Consider the following 15,002-nt stretch of genomic DNA (forward strand, 5'->3'; position numbering starts at 1 on the left):
CGACTGAGGAAGAAGTCAAAGATATTGCGAATAATTCGGGTGATTCGACTCAGGTTGAAACTACCGAAAAGGTAGATGCAAAGCCTACTACTCCAGCGGTGACGACTGAGGAAGAAGTCAAAGATATTGCGAATAATTCGGGTGATTCGACTCAGGTTGAAACTACCGAAAAGGTAGATACAAAGCCGACAACAGGTGCGACAACTACACCAACTGCTGGCAAAGATACTGTGGCGGATTCGACTGAAAATTTACCAGTTGAAAAAACGCCTATTCCCGCAGCGACAACTGAGGTAAAAGACCAAGTTACCGAAGCACCAGCGATGCCAACTTTGCCAGCTAAATCTACTACTGAGACGGAAGTTGCTGCAACGATACCAACTGAGAAAGTAGAAACAAAGCCGTCAGTTTTGCCAGCGGAAACTCTGACAAAGGTAGAGACAAAGCCGTCAGTTTTGCCAGCGGAAACTCTGACAAAGGTAGAAACAAAACCCGAAGTCTTGCCAGCGGAAACTCTGACAAAAGTAGAAACAAAATCCGAAGTTTTGCCAGCGGAAACTCTGACAAAGGTAGAGACAAAACCCGAAGTTTTGCCAGCGAAAACTCTGACACAAGTAGAAACTCAGCCGTCAGTTTTACCAGCGGAAACTCTGACAAAAGTAGAAACAAAACCCGAAGTTTTGCCAGCGGAAACTCAGGCGAAAGTAGAAACAAAGCCGGCTTTAGTAACTGAGGTAGAGAAAACTGAAACTCCTCAAGTTGTTGTAGCCGCAAATCCTGTAGAGTCGGTGAAGGAAAGTCAGCCAACAGTGGCTATTGAGCCGAAAGAAACTCCAGCGATTGTGCCGCCGACAGCAGCGAAAACTATGCCAGTTGTAGGTACGAATACTGCTGTAGACTTGCGGAACAAGGAGATAGTTACTCAGACTGAGACTGCTGGTGTTAATGATGCTGCACCAAAAGAGTTATTGCCAATTTCTCCAACTGTTGCAAAACCAATTGAGAATAATTCGACTGCGGCGGTGACTGAACCGGTTAAGCAGGAAGTAGCACAAAACAATAATAATGTCAATGCTGATTGGATTGCGCGGTTGGATAGCATTAAACAGCGTTTGAGTAATTTGGGTAGTGCGGATATTGTTGCCGAAAATGCGATCGATCGCACTTTGATTGCTCGTTTGGAAGCCATGACTGAGAAGTTGAGGGAGCAAACTGAATCGACTCCTATTTCTGACAATACAGCGGCGTTGATTTCGCGGCTGGAAGATATGGTTGTGAAAGTCGCACCTAAACCAGTCGAACCTATTCAACCTGTACAGTTGGAGTTTCCTGTAGCAAATCAGCCGTTAGTGGGTGTAATTGATACGGGTTTCAGTGGCAATAATCCTGATATTGACTATTCACGCATTATTTTAGGGCGCGATCGCGTTTCTAATGATGCTAACCCTTTACTGGCGACAGGTGAAGGTAGCGAACACGGTACGCACATTTTAGGGATTATTGGCGCAACTCAAAACAATGGTGTGGGCATTGATGGGGTGAACGATCAAGCGCCTTTGTGGGTGGGGCGTGCGATCGGCTCTGGACAGTGGGCGGAATCTTTGGTTGAATTTGTTAATGCTGCGATCGAGTCGAATCAACCGAATGCTGTTGTCAACCTGAGTTTAGATTTAACTCAAATCAATCCTGACGGTAGCGTTACTACTCGCTATGAATTTACGCCGGAGGAAAGAAGTGCGATCGAATATGCGCGTCAGCATAACGTATTGCTGGTAGTTGCGGCTGGTAACGATGGCGGTGTGATGTCAGTTTTGGGTCAAGCTTCCCAGGAATTTGACAACATTATTACTGTCGGTGCGGCGGAACGAATCAATGATGAAATTGCCCTTTCTAAGGCTTACGATCGCGCCGACTATTCCAGCTACGGTCGCGGATTGGATATCATGGCCGATGGGGGAACAGTGGAAAATCCAGTGTTGTCCACTACTGGCGATGGAGTTGGTGCGATGGCGGGGACTTCGGTGGCGACTGCGAAGGTCACGGGTGCGGTTTCGCAAGTTTGGGCGGCGAATCCGCAGTTGAGTTATCGGCAAGTGATTGATATTCTCAAGTCTACGGCCACTGATTTGAAGGAGCCTAATTGGGATGGAGAGACGGGTGCAGGGTTGTTGAATATGGCGGCGGCTTTGGCTTTGGCTGGTGTGACGACAGGGGAAGTTTATAACCCGACTCCGTGGGTTACGCCTGGAACTTGGAGTGGGGAAGGGAAAGTAACGCCGGAGGAACGGGCGGCTAAAGGTGGAAATTCGATCGCGACTGCAACTGTACAAGCATCATCTAGTTTCTCAGATAGCGATCGAGTTGACTCGAACCAGCCTGAAAAATATTATCAATTTACGGTGACTGAACCTGGTTATGTGAGTTGGAATTTGACCAGTCTCAACCCTGTTTCAGGATTTCCCACTCCCCCGCAGGTAACTATTACGAAAGCTGACGGCAAGCCTGGATCTCATACCTTCTTTAAAGGGGCTTCTCTTCAAACTTCTATCGTAGGGGAAGGACAGACTTCTTTTGAAGGTGGCAATTTCTACGATCCGGGGACGTACTATCTCAAAGTCGGCAATGGGGCTGGGTCTAGTTTCAAGGATTACAACATATCCACTCAGTTTATTGCTGATAAGGTTTCGACTTTTACTGGGAATATACAGTACAGAACTCAGCCTTATTATTCCTTAGAGAATAGCCTGCAAAGTGCGGTTTTCTCAGGGCCGACTGTTTCTGATTTAAATAATTTATCAGGTGTTGTCACTTATAACAATGTTATAAATTTCAACAACCGGATTGCTAAGTATGGGGTGGAGGTGAATGAGTCGGGAAAAATCAGAATTAATTTGAATTCTCCCAACGGTAAAATGGAAGTGAGCATCAAGAAGTTTATTGGTTCTGACGATCGACCGGAATCAATTGCTAGCCTTGAGGTTGCTGCTAACTCCGATCAATGGTTGGAACTCGATCTGAATAAAGGGCGCTATGACATTGAAGTGAAAACTCCCAGCAATTACTGGCTAGAACCTGATTGGAATTCGACTTGGAATTCGACTGAGAAGACGCTGGTACGACCTTATACGCTGAATGCCACTTTTACTCCGAATGCGCCACAGCCCGGACAAGGGCAAGTTCCCTCGTCTGCTGGGGCGTTTGATAAGACTGTGGTGAGTAATGGAGTTGTTAATCACTATTACAAGAACGGGTATTTGACGGTGCAGCCTTCGGGTCAAGCGAGTTGGTATGGTTATGGTACTGGAAATGCGATCGGGGTTATCGAAATTAGTGCGGTACCCCTACCCTTTGAAATACCTCCAGATTATGCAGGAAATTCACCGGACATGGCTCGTGATATTGGGACTTTAATTGGTACACAAACTTTTCATGATGTTATTGATAGAAATGACCGCTTTGATTACTACAAGTTTAACATCACCAGTGAAAGCAAAGTAGATTTTGCTTTAAGTGGAAAGATGGGAAATACTGGGTTTTATTTGTTCCAAGACTGGTATTTCAACAGCGACGATTCTACACATATTGATATCATTTCAGGCACTCCTCCTAATGGTGTTGTTCCAGAGTTTAGCCAGACTCTCAAACCTGGAAGTTATTACGTTCTCGTTCACAAGCCAAAAGATTATGATGGTGATGAATATGACTTGAAATTATCGGCAACTCCTGTAGGCGATCCGGATGGAAACTACTCAATCCAGACTGCCGCCAATGTATTATTGCCTTCTGGTGGTGCTGACTTAGGAGATGGGGTTAATAGCAATCAGGTTGGAATAGGGTATATTCTTAGTTCAATAGGTAGTAAGGATTTAAACGACTTCTACAAATTTAGCTTCGACAGCTTGAAATTAGTAAATTTTTACTTAGCTCCATCCGGCACTGCTGCTCAGTGGTGGTTGCTCCAAGACCGAAATGGTAATGGTCAAGTCGATCCGGGTGAGGCAATTAAGACTGGTACTCTTACAACGAAACCACTCGATCTCGATGTAATTTTAGGAGCAGGAGATTATTACTTACAAGTAGGCTCTCTTTCATCGGATGCGACAAGTGTATATGCAGTGAACGTAGCAGCAAGATCGCTAGAAAATCAAGTCATTGCTAGCTACAATTCGGATTACTATTTAGTCCAGAATGGCCAACTTCGATTAATTCCCAACCAGGAAACATTAACAGCAATGGGAATTGCTGCGAATACAGTTAAGACCTTCTCGAATCAAGATTTAACTCTAATTCCTTATGGAGATGATTTACCTTCACGTAAAAACGGTGATGTATTTGCTGATTTGTCTGGACGTATTTATTTGATGGAGTCAGGGAAGCGACGTTTAGTTCCTGATTGGGATACTCTGAGAGCGCTCGGCATAAACGTCACATATTTTCCAATGTTTCCTGAAAGCGATATCAAAGATATCGAATTAGGAGATCCTTATGCTCCACCGATTCCTCAATGGCAGAAAGACATTGATAACACATATCAGTATACCAGAAACCTATTAGGAAATCCTACTACTGACTATTTGCAGACGGGTTATTCAGCAATGGGAACACAGGGTTACGGTCGAAAATACGATCATGGTACTGTCTATTGGACTCCTCAATCAGGGGCGATCGCACTGTGGCATGGCTTCGCCAATACTTACAATGAAAATGGCGGTTATAGTGGCTGGTTAGGCTTTCCGACTAAAGGAAAGGAAACGGATTCGTCAGGTGGCCAACGCATTGATTTTGAAGGGGGATATATTTATTGGACAGCGCAGGATGGGGCGAAAGCTTATCGTCCTTGGGAAACGCCTCAACAGAACCTGAATAATACAGTGGGTTACGACGGTGCTAACACTCATCAAACTTATGTCGATACTTTCAACAACCATGGTGGATCATCGGCTTTAGGTTCTCCCACTGGTAATGTGCATCCTTTTGGAACGGAAAATGGGTATGTTCAAGAATTTTCAGGGGGTTCTGAAGGTTCAGGGGCAATTATGAAGTCTGGTGCTAACGATAATTCTTTCTGGGTTGGTGGTGATTTTTGGTTGGCATACCAAGGTGCAGTTAATACCCAACATGACTGGGGCTATCCTACTTCTGATCGATTTGTGGATGAAAATGGATGGCCGGCACAGAATTTTCAAAACGGCAAAATTGTACAACAAGACGGAAAATTATATTTTTATATAATAAAGGAAACATCATCAAATCCCGATCCTAGCCCTACGCAAGTTAACACACCTCAAATCATCAACCGAAATGCCGAAAGTGGAACGGGCAAGCTAATTCAAGGGCTAAATTTCCGCAATTATCCTTGGCTCGACAGCAGCAGTTTGGTTCAAGGAATGCCGGTAGGAACAACTTTCACTATCCTTGAAAAGGTGACGACAACTGCCGATCCAACTCTCAGACATAGTGATTGGTATCGGGTGCGGTTGAATGATGGTCGTGAAGGCTATTTCTGGGCTGGTGAAGAATTTATTCAAAAAGTAGCAAGTGGGGGGAGTGCTGGACTGATTGGTGATGTCGGAATAGGAGTCACACCTATAAAAGAAGGTGAGCTTGGTTATGTCGGTAGTGGAGTCACACCTATTGATGATTCCAACGATAACACATCTCTATTCCCATCTATCTCGATCGCCAGTGCCTACGATGCAAATGATGGGGATAATTTCGTTGTTGCTGGTAGCAAAATCATACTGAGTGGTAAGAGTAATTCACAAAATATCCGATTTTATTTGGGTGATATTCCTTTGACGCAAGGCAACATAAATTTTGATGATGACAATTTCTCTGCTACTCTAATAGTCCCGCCTGGTGTTTTACCTGGCAGTTATCAAGTTAAAGCCATTGTTAATAGTTCTACTGGTGATGCAACTTCTTCTGGACTTTCGATTGTAGTCACACCCATTAAAGAAAACCTCAACTATCACAGGTTTGATAAAACTCTTAAATATATGCACGACGAAATGGTAGCAAATTCTCAAAGCAGCTCCACTAGGCATATTCTGTCTTTGAATCAATCGCCTTTCGGTATTGGTAAACCCTACGCAATAGTATCTTGGGGACTTCAGGTAGCCCCTAATAGCTGGTGGGATCATAAACCTAAACTCCGAAAAATGCTCAACTTTGAAGACGAAAATGGAAAGCCGCTAGAAAAGTTTTACAGGTTTCCTATTCGAGAAGATGAAAACCATGAATACTATTATGATATTTGGTCTAATATTCACTATGGTTACGTAGGAACGGCTGCTGGTTTTGACCAACAAACTTTACAGGATGGTAGTAAGATCCCTGTCGTAGCGGGAACTAATGATGAAGGTGACGTTTTGACTGTAGATATAGGAATCGAACTGTGGAATAAATATGGAGCATCTCTGACTTCTGAACAACTACACCAGGCAATATTGGACAAGAAAGATAAGTTGATAGAGATAGGGGAAAAAAATATTGCTGCCAAAAAACTTTTTGAAATTGACGATGGACGCTAATATTAAAAATCTTGAATAACTGCTTCTAAAAAAATAGCGATTTACCCCTTACAATCAACCCAAAATTGCTATGCTTGGGATTGCAGAGGGATGATCGCCCCTCTGGAATAAGTCAAAAAGTGCGATCGCATCCAGCCACCCATTCAACTCTCCTCCCTTCATGTCCCCCCCCCTACTCCCCTTCTTAAGGGGGGTTAGGGGGGATCAGGCCTCAAAAATCACCCTCAATCAAACCCAACAACTCCCCACAAACCCATCAAAACTCTGCAACACCTCAACATTCGTAAACCTGACAACCTTCAATCCATACCCCTCTAAAATCCCAGTTCTTTCTGCATCATATAGTTTCCCTTGTTCCGTAAAATGACTCTCCCCATCAATCTCAATTACTAACTGTAAAGCCGCACAATAAAAGTCTACAATAAAATTGTCGATCGCTCTTTTGGTATGGAAAGGTCGATCGCTCAGAAGAATCGGGTCTTATTTCTCAGCGAGCAACATGATGAATAGATTCAATATATCGCTCAATTTCCTCCTCTGTGCAACTAATTCCCTTCTCCCAAAGTTCATATTCACTGATATCTATCTCATCATTCCAAACCAGTGCATAACCACCAGGTTCAACTGTAAAATTTCGGAAAAACCCAGGATTACTTAAGGTCGTAAACATCGGATTATCTAATAACTTAGAGATGTCGTATTTTTTAAATTCTAGATTGGTAAACTTAACCATCAATGTGCGGTCGTCAATAGCTTTAGCAGAAACAATGCGTTCAGGTTTCATAAACAGATCGGAGTTATTTTAATGGTGGAAGTTTACTAAATTCTTGGCTATTCCACATATCCAGCAGTTCTTTCTGGTACAACGTAGCCCATTCTATTACCAGCTTTTGGGCCCGATTCGGTAAATCTCCTTCTATAATTTCTCGCATACTCAATACCGATCAAAGCGTTGTACTCACCGTAAACTGCGTGAAAATGAGGAGGTGGGTGATCCCCAAAGAAAATTTTGATGATTATTCCGTAAAATCGTGCAACTTCTGGCATAAAGGTTCTTTAAAGAATGATACGAGGACTATTATAGCCGAGCCAAGGAGACAATCTTAGTTTATCCCAAATCATGTCTACTCGACAACTAGAGCGAGATCCCTTTTTGGCAGGGAAAGGTCGATTGCTCTTTTTGATATGGAAAGGTCGATCGCTCTTTTGGTATAGAAAGGTCGATCGCTCTTTTTACGCATCGCGCGATCGATATTGAGTCAACTTTTCCATAGTACAATTAAATTATGTTGCCTAATATTTTATCCGATCGCCTCGATCGCACCCAGCCACCCATTCAACTCCCCTCCCCTCATGTCCCACCCCCTACTCCCCTTCTTAAGGGGGGCGCCAGGGTGATCTAGCCTCAAAAATCACCCTCAATCAAACCCAACAACTCCCCACAAACCCCCTCAAAACTCTGCAACACCTCAACATTCGTAAACCTAACAACCTTCAATCCATACCCCTGTAAAATCCCGGTTCTTTCTGCATCATATAGTTTCCCTTGTTCCGTAAAATGACTCTCCCCATCAATCTCAATTACTAACAGTAAAGCCGCACAATAAAAATCTACAATAAAATTGTCGATGGGGCGCTGTCTCAGAACTCTAAAAGGGAATTTCTGAGAAAATTTTCCCACAGTTTTTTTTATGATGGAGTTGGATTTTTCCGCAGTTGTTTGGCGATGGGGATGAGTTTTGGGTTGTATGGTAGGTGGAAGTTTGAGTCGTTTAGTTTTGGCATAATCCCCCCTAGCCCGCCTTAATAAGGGGGGGACAAGATGTTAGTTGAAATTCTCGGTTGAGTTGCTTAGTCTCGGACTGATCCCCCCTTAGCTTGCCCCCTACTCCCCCTTAAGAAGGGGGGGACTGGATGTTGGTTGAGGTGGATGGTTGAGTCGTTTAGTCTCGGATTGATCCCCCCTAACCCCCCTTCTTAAGGGGGGGACAAGATGTGCATTGAAATTCATGGTTGGGTCGTTTAGTCTTGGATTGATCCCCCCTAGCCCCCCTTCTTAAGGGGGGGACATGATGTTCATTCAAATTGTCGGGGAAGGGGCGATATTTAGGGAATATTTTTAGAATTAGTTGATCTCAAATTATGTGTACTTGACAAAAAGGGCGATCGCCCTTTTGGAATAAGTCAAAAAGTGCGATCGCCCTTTACTCCTTTTTCTCAACCAAGGGCAATCGCTACCAATTAATTACCGTTAAACTTGTTACCTTTGCAAACTCTCGATCGGCTGTCACCAAAGTTGCTGAATTTTGGATTGCCATTGCTGCAATAACCGCATCCGGTAGTTTCAAGCGATGTTGCTGGCGAATTTCAATGATTTTCAGAGAGCAAGACAGCATCCATCGCCACTAAACCAAGAACCTCCACTCGTTGCAGAAACTGCTCAAAGATCTGACGATCGTCTTGAGTCAGCCCAGGAAATACCAGAAACTCAATTTGGCTAATAACTGAAACTCCAATCCAATCCGCATCTTTCAGTAATTCAATGAGTTGAATATTTCCTTGAAGCAAAGCAACGATCGCATTCGTATCCAACACATAGCGATTACCACTCATCGCGTAGATTCCTCTGCATTGTTACTGCATCTCCCTGCCAAGTTAATCGCCCCACCAAATCAGAGAAATCATAGCTGGGTTTCTGCTTCTCCTCTGATGAAACCGGATTCAAAACAACTAAAACTTCTCGTTCTTTTAGCAATTGTAACCCAGCCAGAATCACTTCAGAAGCAGATGAGTACCTACCGTTTTTGACTGTTGATTGAACAAACTGCTCTAGTTCAGGAGTTAAGGATATATTCATGATGTTGAGTCACCTATTTGAGTCAACTATTACCCCATAATAACAAAAATTATCAAATTTTGTTATTTAACATTTTTGGCTACGGGAAGATTTTGCGAGATCCTTGCTTGTAAGCGCAGATTAGCGATCGCCCTTTACCCCTTTTTCTCAACCAAAGGCATCGCCCTTTTGGAATTAGTCACAAAGTGCGATCGCCCTTTACCCCTTTTTCTCAACCCAAGGCATCGCCCTTTTGGAATTAGTCACAAAGTGCGATCGCCCCTTTGGAATAAGTCAAAAAGGGCGATCGACCTTTTCAAATAAACTCTATATGGTTCTGCATATCCGACGGTTCAAGTACCTCCCAAATCAGAATCAAACCGCGTACAATTTCACCAAGTGAACGGCTGTTTTGATGACAGTAAACAATACCGCAATGCTCTAAACCCCGCTGATGAAGTGCTAAAAAATCATCATCCTGAGTAAAGATTACTCGTTCTTGAGAAATGGCAAAAGCTAACTGTTCTTCATCAGCAGCACCTAAAAGTCGTGCTTCTGGTGTAGTCGTGACATCAATACCGCGCCTTCTTAAAGCTTCTGCGATCGCCCGTTCGACTTGTTCATCACAATGAAATCGGATCTTTTCCAAGATTCTGCCCTCTCAATTTCTGCTGTACCTTGGAAGGAGTTTTTGCTTGCAATTCCCGCACAAAAGCATCGCTATCTCGAATTTGTTGTCGAATTTCCTCAAGATGGTCGTGGTAATAAGTCAAGGCTGCGTATACATCTGCTAAAGTAATTGTAGGATACCGCGACACAATTTCATCAGGAGACATTCCCATCTTTTCGTGCCAAATTACAACATCTTGAACCCTAATCCGATGTCCGGCAATGCGCGGTTTACCGCCACAAACACCCGGAGTAATTTCAATATGTTCCGCAATCACTGCTGTCATAGAATTTCCTCAAAATTCAAGTTAGCATTTATATTAGTTTATCCCAAACCGTGCCTACTTGACAACTAAGCCGATCGCCCTTTTAGAATAAGTCAAAAAGTGCGATCGCCCTTTTGGAATAAGTCACAAAGTGCGATCGCCATTTACCCCTTTTTCTCAACCAAAGGCATCGCCCTTTTGGAATAAGTCAACAAGGGCGATCGCTCTTTTGGGTTGGAAAAGTCGATATCTCTTTTGTTCTGAGTCAAAAAGGGCGATCGACTTTTCTTTAAGCTGCCACGATTGCCGGACTCGGAGGCACTAAATCTTCTTCTTGGCAATACTCAAGGTAGCTGGAGCTCGCTTCTTTAGCATTGGCGATCGCTTCTTCATAAGTTTTCCCATAAGTACAGGGCTGCATTGCAATTGTTGCAAACTCTGGCAGTGTTACCAAATACAGTCCATCCTCTTGCGACCATTGAATTAATAAACTATAGCGGTAATTCATTCCTCTGATTCCTCTGCTGAAGAATTGTTTCTAACTCTTGAATTGCTTTTTTTAACAAGTTCTCCAAATACAATGGTGTATCCTCAACACAAGAAGAGATTTTAGGATCTGCTGTGGCGCTAGTTTGGGTGGCGCTGTGGCATTTCTGGGGGTGGCCGCGCGAAGTAGAAATTGCTAGAGGTAAGCCGGAGGCTAAGAAAAAGCGATCGCCCAATTCTAACTCACCGCCTCCCAATCCGGTAGAACAAGAGCTAAATCAGCTCAAAACCACAACTGGAATGAATCGGATGAAGCCAATCGATTTTCGATTTTAGATTTTAGATTGACTTGCGCGAGATAAATGCTCTTTCTTGAGGATTTTCGATTTTAGATTTTGGATTGATTCCACGGATAAATCACGTGGCGGATGCCACCTTTGAAATTCGCTTGTCAGTAAGGAATGAGAATTAAATAACTTACCATGCGTGATGGTTCTTGTGGGATGGGCGGGACGCCCGTCCAGAAAGGGCGGGCGGGACGCCCAACCCACTTTCAAGAGTGTAAATTATTTAATTCGCGATCCTAAGACGATCGACCCAGCCAACTCCTGAAGTTCCTCAATGGTAAGTGTTTCGCAGCGGTGAAGCCAAAGGGCCCTATACCAGATTGCAATTATGGGAGGTTCAGGAAATCACAGCCCGAACCAAAGTGCGGCGCGGGGAAGCCGAGTGGCAGCGGGCCGGTGAAATTCCAGAATTAGCGTCGTACCTCACTCAAAAATAAGACAGTACACGTCACCGCACGTCGATCGGCGCTTAAGACGATCGCGCTCCCCAGAAAGTAGCGCTATTCTTAGAAAAGGGATTTGTGTCAGCGAGACTCCCGGAGATTTTTATGAATATTACTTTGAGTCCTGAGCAGGTGAAATTGATCGAAGCGCAATTAGCACTGGGGCAGTTTAGCTCGCCGGAAGAGGTGATTACAAAAGCCCTCCAGACTTTGACTCAAACACGCCAGCATTATTGGGAGTGGGTGGAGGAAGTGCGCTCTTCGGTGGAGGAAGCGGAGGCGGAACTATCGCGAGGTGAGGGAATCCCCTTAGAGACTGCCATCGAGCAATTGCAGGAAAAGTTTCGCAAGGCACGAGAGGTTCAGGGATGAACCGATGCTTTGTCTCTCCCACAGCAAGCCGAGACTTGAATGCCATTGGTGATTATTTTGTTGGCTCAAGTTTATATAAAAAAAAACCCTCAACTTTGTGAGGGCTTTGCGATGCCAGGAACGAGACTTGAACTCGTGACACGTGGATTTTCAGTCCACTGCTCTACCAACTGAGCTATCCCGGCTTGTTTTTTCGCGCTTTACTATCTTAGCAGACACATACAGAATTTAGCAAGCACTTTTTCAAATTAATTTTCGATCGCCCGGAACCGCCTCCCTGTAAGCTAAAAGCTGCAACCTAAAATCCAAGAATCGCAATGGCACAGCAACATCGGGACAGCGAGGGCAAGAGTCTGCTTGTCTTAGGCATAATTTGGCTGCTGGGGGCAATTAGCGATCGCCTCTGGTTTGCTCTCGATCGATCTGTCCCGGCGTGGGATCAAGCAGAATACCTGACTAGCACCCTGAATTACTTGCAGGCGTTGCAGCATCCTCAGTGGTTTTCCGGGGAGTGGTGGACAAACTTCTGGCTGCTTTCGACGAAAATTCCGCCCTTGGCATACATTTTAACGGTTCCGTTTCTTCAGGTTTTTGGTACCGGGGGCGATCGGGCAACCCTCGTTCATTTATTATTTAGTGCAATTCTCCTCGCTTCAGTTTACAGTCTGGGCGTCCAATTATTTAACCGGCAAGTCGGTTTGTGGGCCGCTGCAATTTGCGTTTTGTTACCCGGACTTTATCGGTTCCGCTTGCAATTTTTACTCGACTATCCCCTCACTGCGGCGATTACTTTGGCTTTCTATTGTCTGACAATGTGGAAGGCTTCTGAGGGAAGAAGTTCGGCAACGGATTCTGTAACGGATGTAACGGATGTAACCGATAGAACTCAGTTGAAAGAACGAACGAATAAAAAGTATAAATTCTTCCCCTCTTCCAGTTCCTCTCTCTCCCCCTCCCCCACTCTCCCCCTCTCCCCGTCGTCTTTCTTTTGGGCGATCGCCTTTGGAATTTCTCTCGGCTTATCAATATTAGTTAAACACACGACTGTATTATTTCTGTTTACCCCGATTGTGTGGTTGGCTGTGGGTGCTGTGCGCCAAAAAGCTTGGGGGAGATTAGGTCAATTAACTGGTGCTTTGTTGCTGTCGGTGGCGGTGTTTGGGCCCTGGGCGAAAACCAATTGGCTGTTAATTTTGACCGGGGGAAAACGGGCTACGCTGGATTCTGCGATCGCCGAAGGAGATCCGGCCCTCAATACGATCGACGCTTGGATTTACTACGGTCAACACTTACCCGAACAGATTTCTTGGCCTCTGTTACTTATTCCCTTAGTAGGATTGATACTTTATTGGCGTCGCCGGCAAGATAGTTCGTCAATTTTGCATCTCAACTCCTGTCGCTGGCTGGCTGTTTTCTGGGGAGGAGCTTATTTAATTAATTCTCTAAATATCAACAAAGATGACCGATATGTGATACCTTATTTGCCAGTTTTATCTATTTTCTTAGCATATTGTTTAACGCTTTGGCCTTCTCGGTGGGGACGGCAAATTCACTGGGGTACAATTGGCTTGGCAATTCTGGCGATGCTGTTCCATATGTGGCCGCTGGGAGGTGCTTTTGGACATAGCTTAGTCCAAATTATCAGTCCCGGCAATTCTAACTATCCTTACTTGGGGAAAGAGTGGCCGCACCGAGAGGTAATTGCAGAAATTATTGATAGGGAACCTTATTTGCAATCTACTTTAGGCGTGTTGCCTTCTACGCCGGAAATTAACCAGCATAATTTGAATTTTTACGGTGCTTTGGCGAATTTTCAGGTTTACGGGCGGCAGGTTGGAACGAATTTAAAAGAAGTGCCGCAAGATGTGCGATCGCTCTCTTGGTTCGTAACTAAAACTGGCCCGCAAGGTTCGATCCGCGAAAAAATTAAACAAGCTCAAAATGCAGCCGTAACCGCGATTGAAAAAGGGGATAAATTTGACTTAGATAAAACTTGGATTTTGCCAGATTATACTAATTTAAATCTTTATCGCAAGCGAGTGCAGCCTGTCGAAATACAGCCGTTGAATGAAGGGCGATCGCAAGTACAATTAGATCGAGTTACTGTCGGGGGAAAAGCAGTTCCCGGAGTCGCGCTGCCGGTTACTTATACTTGGTCTGGGCCTTGGCAGCAGTTGCAGTCTGGTTTAGTGTTGGTAACGTGGCAAAATCAGCAGTCTGGCGATATTCCACCGGGACAGACTTTCAGGATTTTACACGATCGCGCGATCGCCCAGGCGACTCTGCATCCGGGGATGCTGGAAGCGGACAAATTTGCTGTGGGGTTTCGAGTTGTCGATCGCACGGCGATGCTTCCTCCTGCTAATATTGCACCGGGAACTTACAATCTGCAAGCTACTTATCTAAATCGGAAAACTGGGGAAACTTATCCGATTAATGTGCCTGCAGTGAGTGTTAAAATCGAGGCACAGCCTCTGGATATGCGTTCTCAGGCAGAGCCTGGGAACGAGGATAAAGCGCCTGGAAACGAGAATAATACAGATAAGCCTGAGTTAGATTTGGTGACTCAATTGCGGGCGATGGCGGTTAATTTACCCAAAGGATTGCCCGGTTTAGAACCTGTGTTCGAGCAGATTGGGCGCATCAATCAGTACGATCCAATTCAAGATTATACCGTGCAAGCGGAACAAGCGTTAGAATATCGGTTGAAACAGGAACCAAATAATCTAGAATTGGCTTATGCTTTGGCATTTTCGCGAGTATTGCAGCAGAATGTCAAAAGTGCGATCGCAGCCTTAGAAAAAGTCACTCAACTCGACTCAAAAAACCCTTACGCTTACGCCTATCTCGCTTTCGTACACCTGTACGGCTGGCATCCCAAAGCCGCTCAAACAGCCTTAAAACCTGCTATCGCTCTCAACTCCAACCTACCGGAAATTAGAATTTTAAACGGTGTAGCGCAACTAATGCAAGGTAATCTCATCCAAGCATGGCAAGATTTGCAATACTTAAAAAAACTAAAAATTTAACAATCCCTTTTACTGTGGCAC

The 15,002-nt window shown here is 44.5% G+C and carries 16 protein-coding genes, 1 tRNA gene and 1 pseudogene; 6 read left to right on the forward strand and 12 right to left on the reverse strand.

What is annotated here, in order from left to right; all coding sequences use genetic code 11:
• Nucleotides 1–98 precede the first annotated feature (98 nt).
• Nucleotides 99–6,533: a S8 family serine peptidase gene (locus tag QUA00_RS14935; protein WP_333410103.1), complete on the forward strand. Its 6,435-nt coding sequence runs from the start codon at nucleotides 99–101 to the stop codon at nucleotides 6,531–6,533.
• A gap of 228 nt (nucleotides 6,534–6,761) precedes the next feature.
• Here QUA00_RS14935 and QUA00_RS14940 read toward each other — a convergent pair whose 3' ends face one another.
• The 4 genes and pseudogenes from QUA00_RS14940 to QUA00_RS36840 form a co-directional block, all read right to left on the reverse strand.
• The gene (locus QUA00_RS14940; protein WP_333410130.1) at nucleotides 6,762–7,007 is read right to left on the reverse strand and encodes an endonuclease domain-containing protein; all 246 of its coding nucleotides are present in this window, start codon (nucleotides 7,005–7,007) and stop codon (nucleotides 6,762–6,764) included.
• Nucleotides 7,008–7,020: 13 nt separating this feature from the next.
• Entirely contained in the window at nucleotides 7,021–7,317 is a 297-nt protein-coding gene (locus tag QUA00_RS14945; RefSeq protein WP_333410104.1) for a DUF2442 domain-containing protein, read from the reverse strand.
• 13 nt (nucleotides 7,318–7,330) lie between these two features.
• Nucleotides 7,331–7,465, reverse strand: a complete 135-nt coding sequence (locus QUA00_RS36835) for a DUF4160 domain-containing protein (protein ID WP_333291193.1) — start codon at nucleotides 7,463–7,465, stop codon at nucleotides 7,331–7,333.
• Nucleotides 7,466–7,478: 13 nt separating this feature from the next.
• Nucleotides 7,479–7,580: pseudogene (locus QUA00_RS36840) on the reverse strand (DUF4160 domain-containing protein); the annotation flags it as partial.
• 73 nt (nucleotides 7,581–7,653) lie between these two features.
• Here QUA00_RS36840 and QUA00_RS14955 point away from each other — a divergent pair.
• Nucleotides 7,654–7,791 (forward strand): hypothetical protein, encoded by a 138-nt coding sequence (locus tag QUA00_RS14955; protein ID WP_333103360.1) that lies wholly within the window; start codon nucleotides 7,654–7,656, stop codon nucleotides 7,789–7,791.
• Nucleotides 7,792–7,938: 147 nt separating this feature from the next.
• Here the strand turns inward: QUA00_RS14955 and QUA00_RS14960 are convergent, their stop codons facing one another.
• From QUA00_RS14960 to QUA00_RS14990, 7 genes are all read right to left on the reverse strand, one after another.
• Nucleotides 7,939–8,214, reverse strand: coding sequence for an endonuclease domain-containing protein (locus QUA00_RS14960; protein ID WP_333410105.1), 276 nt, complete (start codon nucleotides 8,212–8,214; stop codon nucleotides 7,939–7,941).
• Nucleotides 8,215–8,767: 553 nt separating this feature from the next.
• Nucleotides 8,768–8,929, reverse strand: coding sequence for a PIN domain-containing protein (locus tag QUA00_RS14965; protein ID WP_333138415.1), 162 nt, complete (start codon nucleotides 8,927–8,929; stop codon nucleotides 8,768–8,770).
• A complete protein-coding gene (locus tag QUA00_RS14970) occupies nucleotides 8,901–9,146 on the reverse strand; it encodes a twitching motility protein PilT (protein ID WP_333138413.1) in 246 nt (81 codons plus the stop codon). Before QUA00_RS14970 ends, QUA00_RS14965 begins: the two co-directional genes overlap by 29 nt.
• The gene (locus QUA00_RS14975) at nucleotides 9,136–9,390 is read right to left on the reverse strand and encodes a type II toxin-antitoxin system ParD family antitoxin (protein WP_333138411.1); all 255 of its coding nucleotides are present in this window, start codon (nucleotides 9,388–9,390) and stop codon (nucleotides 9,136–9,138) included. The genes QUA00_RS14970 and QUA00_RS14975 overlap by 11 nt, the downstream gene beginning before the upstream one ends.
• A gap of 295 nt (nucleotides 9,391–9,685) precedes the next feature.
• Entirely contained in the window at nucleotides 9,686–10,018 is a 333-nt protein-coding gene (locus QUA00_RS14980) for a DUF5615 family PIN-like protein (protein ID WP_333410106.1), read from the reverse strand.
• Entirely contained in the window at nucleotides 9,993–10,325 is a 333-nt protein-coding gene (locus QUA00_RS14985) for a DUF433 domain-containing protein (protein ID WP_333054723.1), read from the reverse strand. The genes QUA00_RS14980 and QUA00_RS14985 overlap by 26 nt, the downstream gene beginning before the upstream one ends.
• Nucleotides 10,326–10,593: 268 nt before the next feature.
• Nucleotides 10,594–10,812 (reverse strand): type II toxin-antitoxin system HicB family antitoxin, encoded by a 219-nt coding sequence (locus tag QUA00_RS14990; protein WP_333138409.1) that lies wholly within the window; start codon nucleotides 10,810–10,812, stop codon nucleotides 10,594–10,596.
• Nucleotides 10,813–10,925: 113 nt separating this feature from the next.
• Here QUA00_RS14990 and QUA00_RS14995 point away from each other — a divergent pair, with 113 nt between their 5' ends.
• From QUA00_RS14995 to QUA00_RS15005, 3 genes are all read left to right on the forward strand, one after another.
• Entirely contained in the window at nucleotides 10,926–11,126 is a 201-nt protein-coding gene (locus QUA00_RS14995) for a hypothetical protein (RefSeq protein WP_333410107.1), read from the forward strand.
• Between the two features lie 292 nt (nucleotides 11,127–11,418).
• Nucleotides 11,419–11,574, forward strand: a complete 156-nt coding sequence (locus tag QUA00_RS15000) for a DUF4339 domain-containing protein (RefSeq protein ID WP_333410108.1) — start codon at nucleotides 11,419–11,421, stop codon at nucleotides 11,572–11,574.
• Nucleotides 11,575–11,685: 111 nt separating this feature from the next.
• On the forward strand, nucleotides 11,686–11,952 hold the full coding sequence (locus QUA00_RS15005) for a hypothetical protein (RefSeq protein ID WP_333138405.1): 267 nt from the start codon (nucleotides 11,686–11,688) through the stop codon (nucleotides 11,950–11,952).
• Nucleotides 11,953–12,064: 112 nt separating this feature from the next.
• On the opposite strand, the gene QUA00_RS15010 is transcribed toward QUA00_RS15005, so the two are convergent.
• Nucleotides 12,065–12,137: transfer RNA gene (locus QUA00_RS15010), tRNA-Phe, on the reverse strand.
• Nucleotides 12,138–12,269: 132 nt separating this feature from the next.
• On the opposite strand from QUA00_RS15010, the gene QUA00_RS15015 reads away from it, so the two are divergent.
• On the forward strand, nucleotides 12,270–14,981 hold the full coding sequence (locus QUA00_RS15015) for a glycosyltransferase family 39 protein (RefSeq protein WP_333410109.1): 2,712 nt from the start codon (nucleotides 12,270–12,272) through the stop codon (nucleotides 14,979–14,981).
• The last annotated feature ends 21 nt before the right edge of the window (nucleotides 14,982–15,002 follow it).

The organism is Microcoleus sp. T2B6, assembly GCF_036700475.1.
Taxonomy (GTDB): Bacteria; Cyanobacteriota; Cyanobacteriia; order Cyanobacteriales; family Microcoleaceae; genus Microcoleus.

Excerpts from the sequence above, each read along its gene's own strand:
- QUA00_RS36835 (WP_333291193.1), bottom strand. The coding sequence starts at position 7,465 with ATGCGAGAAATTATAGAAGGAGATTTACCGAATCGGGCCCAAAAGCTG.
- QUA00_RS15015 (WP_333410109.1), top strand. The coding sequence starts at position 12,270 with ATGGCACAGCAACATCGGGACAGCGAGGGCAAGAGTCTGCTTGTCTTA.
- QUA00_RS15005 (WP_333138405.1), top strand. The coding sequence starts at position 11,686 with ATGAATATTACTTTGAGTCCTGAGCAGGTGAAATTGATCGAAGCGCAA.
- QUA00_RS14955 (WP_333103360.1), top strand. The coding sequence starts at position 7,654 with ATGTCTACTCGACAACTAGAGCGAGATCCCTTTTTGGCAGGGAAAGGT.
- QUA00_RS14970 (WP_333138413.1), bottom strand. The coding sequence starts at position 9,146 with ATGAGTGGTAATCGCTATGTGTTGGATACGAATGCGATCGTTGCTTTG.
- QUA00_RS14975 (WP_333138411.1), bottom strand. The coding sequence starts at position 9,390 with ATGAATATATCCTTAACTCCTGAACTAGAGCAGTTTGTTCAATCAACA.
- QUA00_RS14985 (WP_333054723.1), bottom strand. The coding sequence starts at position 10,325 with ATGACAGCAGTGATTGCGGAACATATTGAAATTACTCCGGGTGTTTGT.
- QUA00_RS14990 (WP_333138409.1), bottom strand. The coding sequence starts at position 10,812 with ATGAATTACCGCTATAGTTTATTAATTCAATGGTCGCAAGAGGATGGA.
- QUA00_RS14965 (WP_333138415.1), bottom strand. The coding sequence starts at position 8,929 with ATGCTGTCTTGCTCTCTGAAAATCATTGAAATTCGCCAGCAACATCGC.
- QUA00_RS14945 (WP_333410104.1), bottom strand. The coding sequence starts at position 7,317 with ATGAAACCTGAACGCATTGTTTCTGCTAAAGCTATTGACGACCGCACA.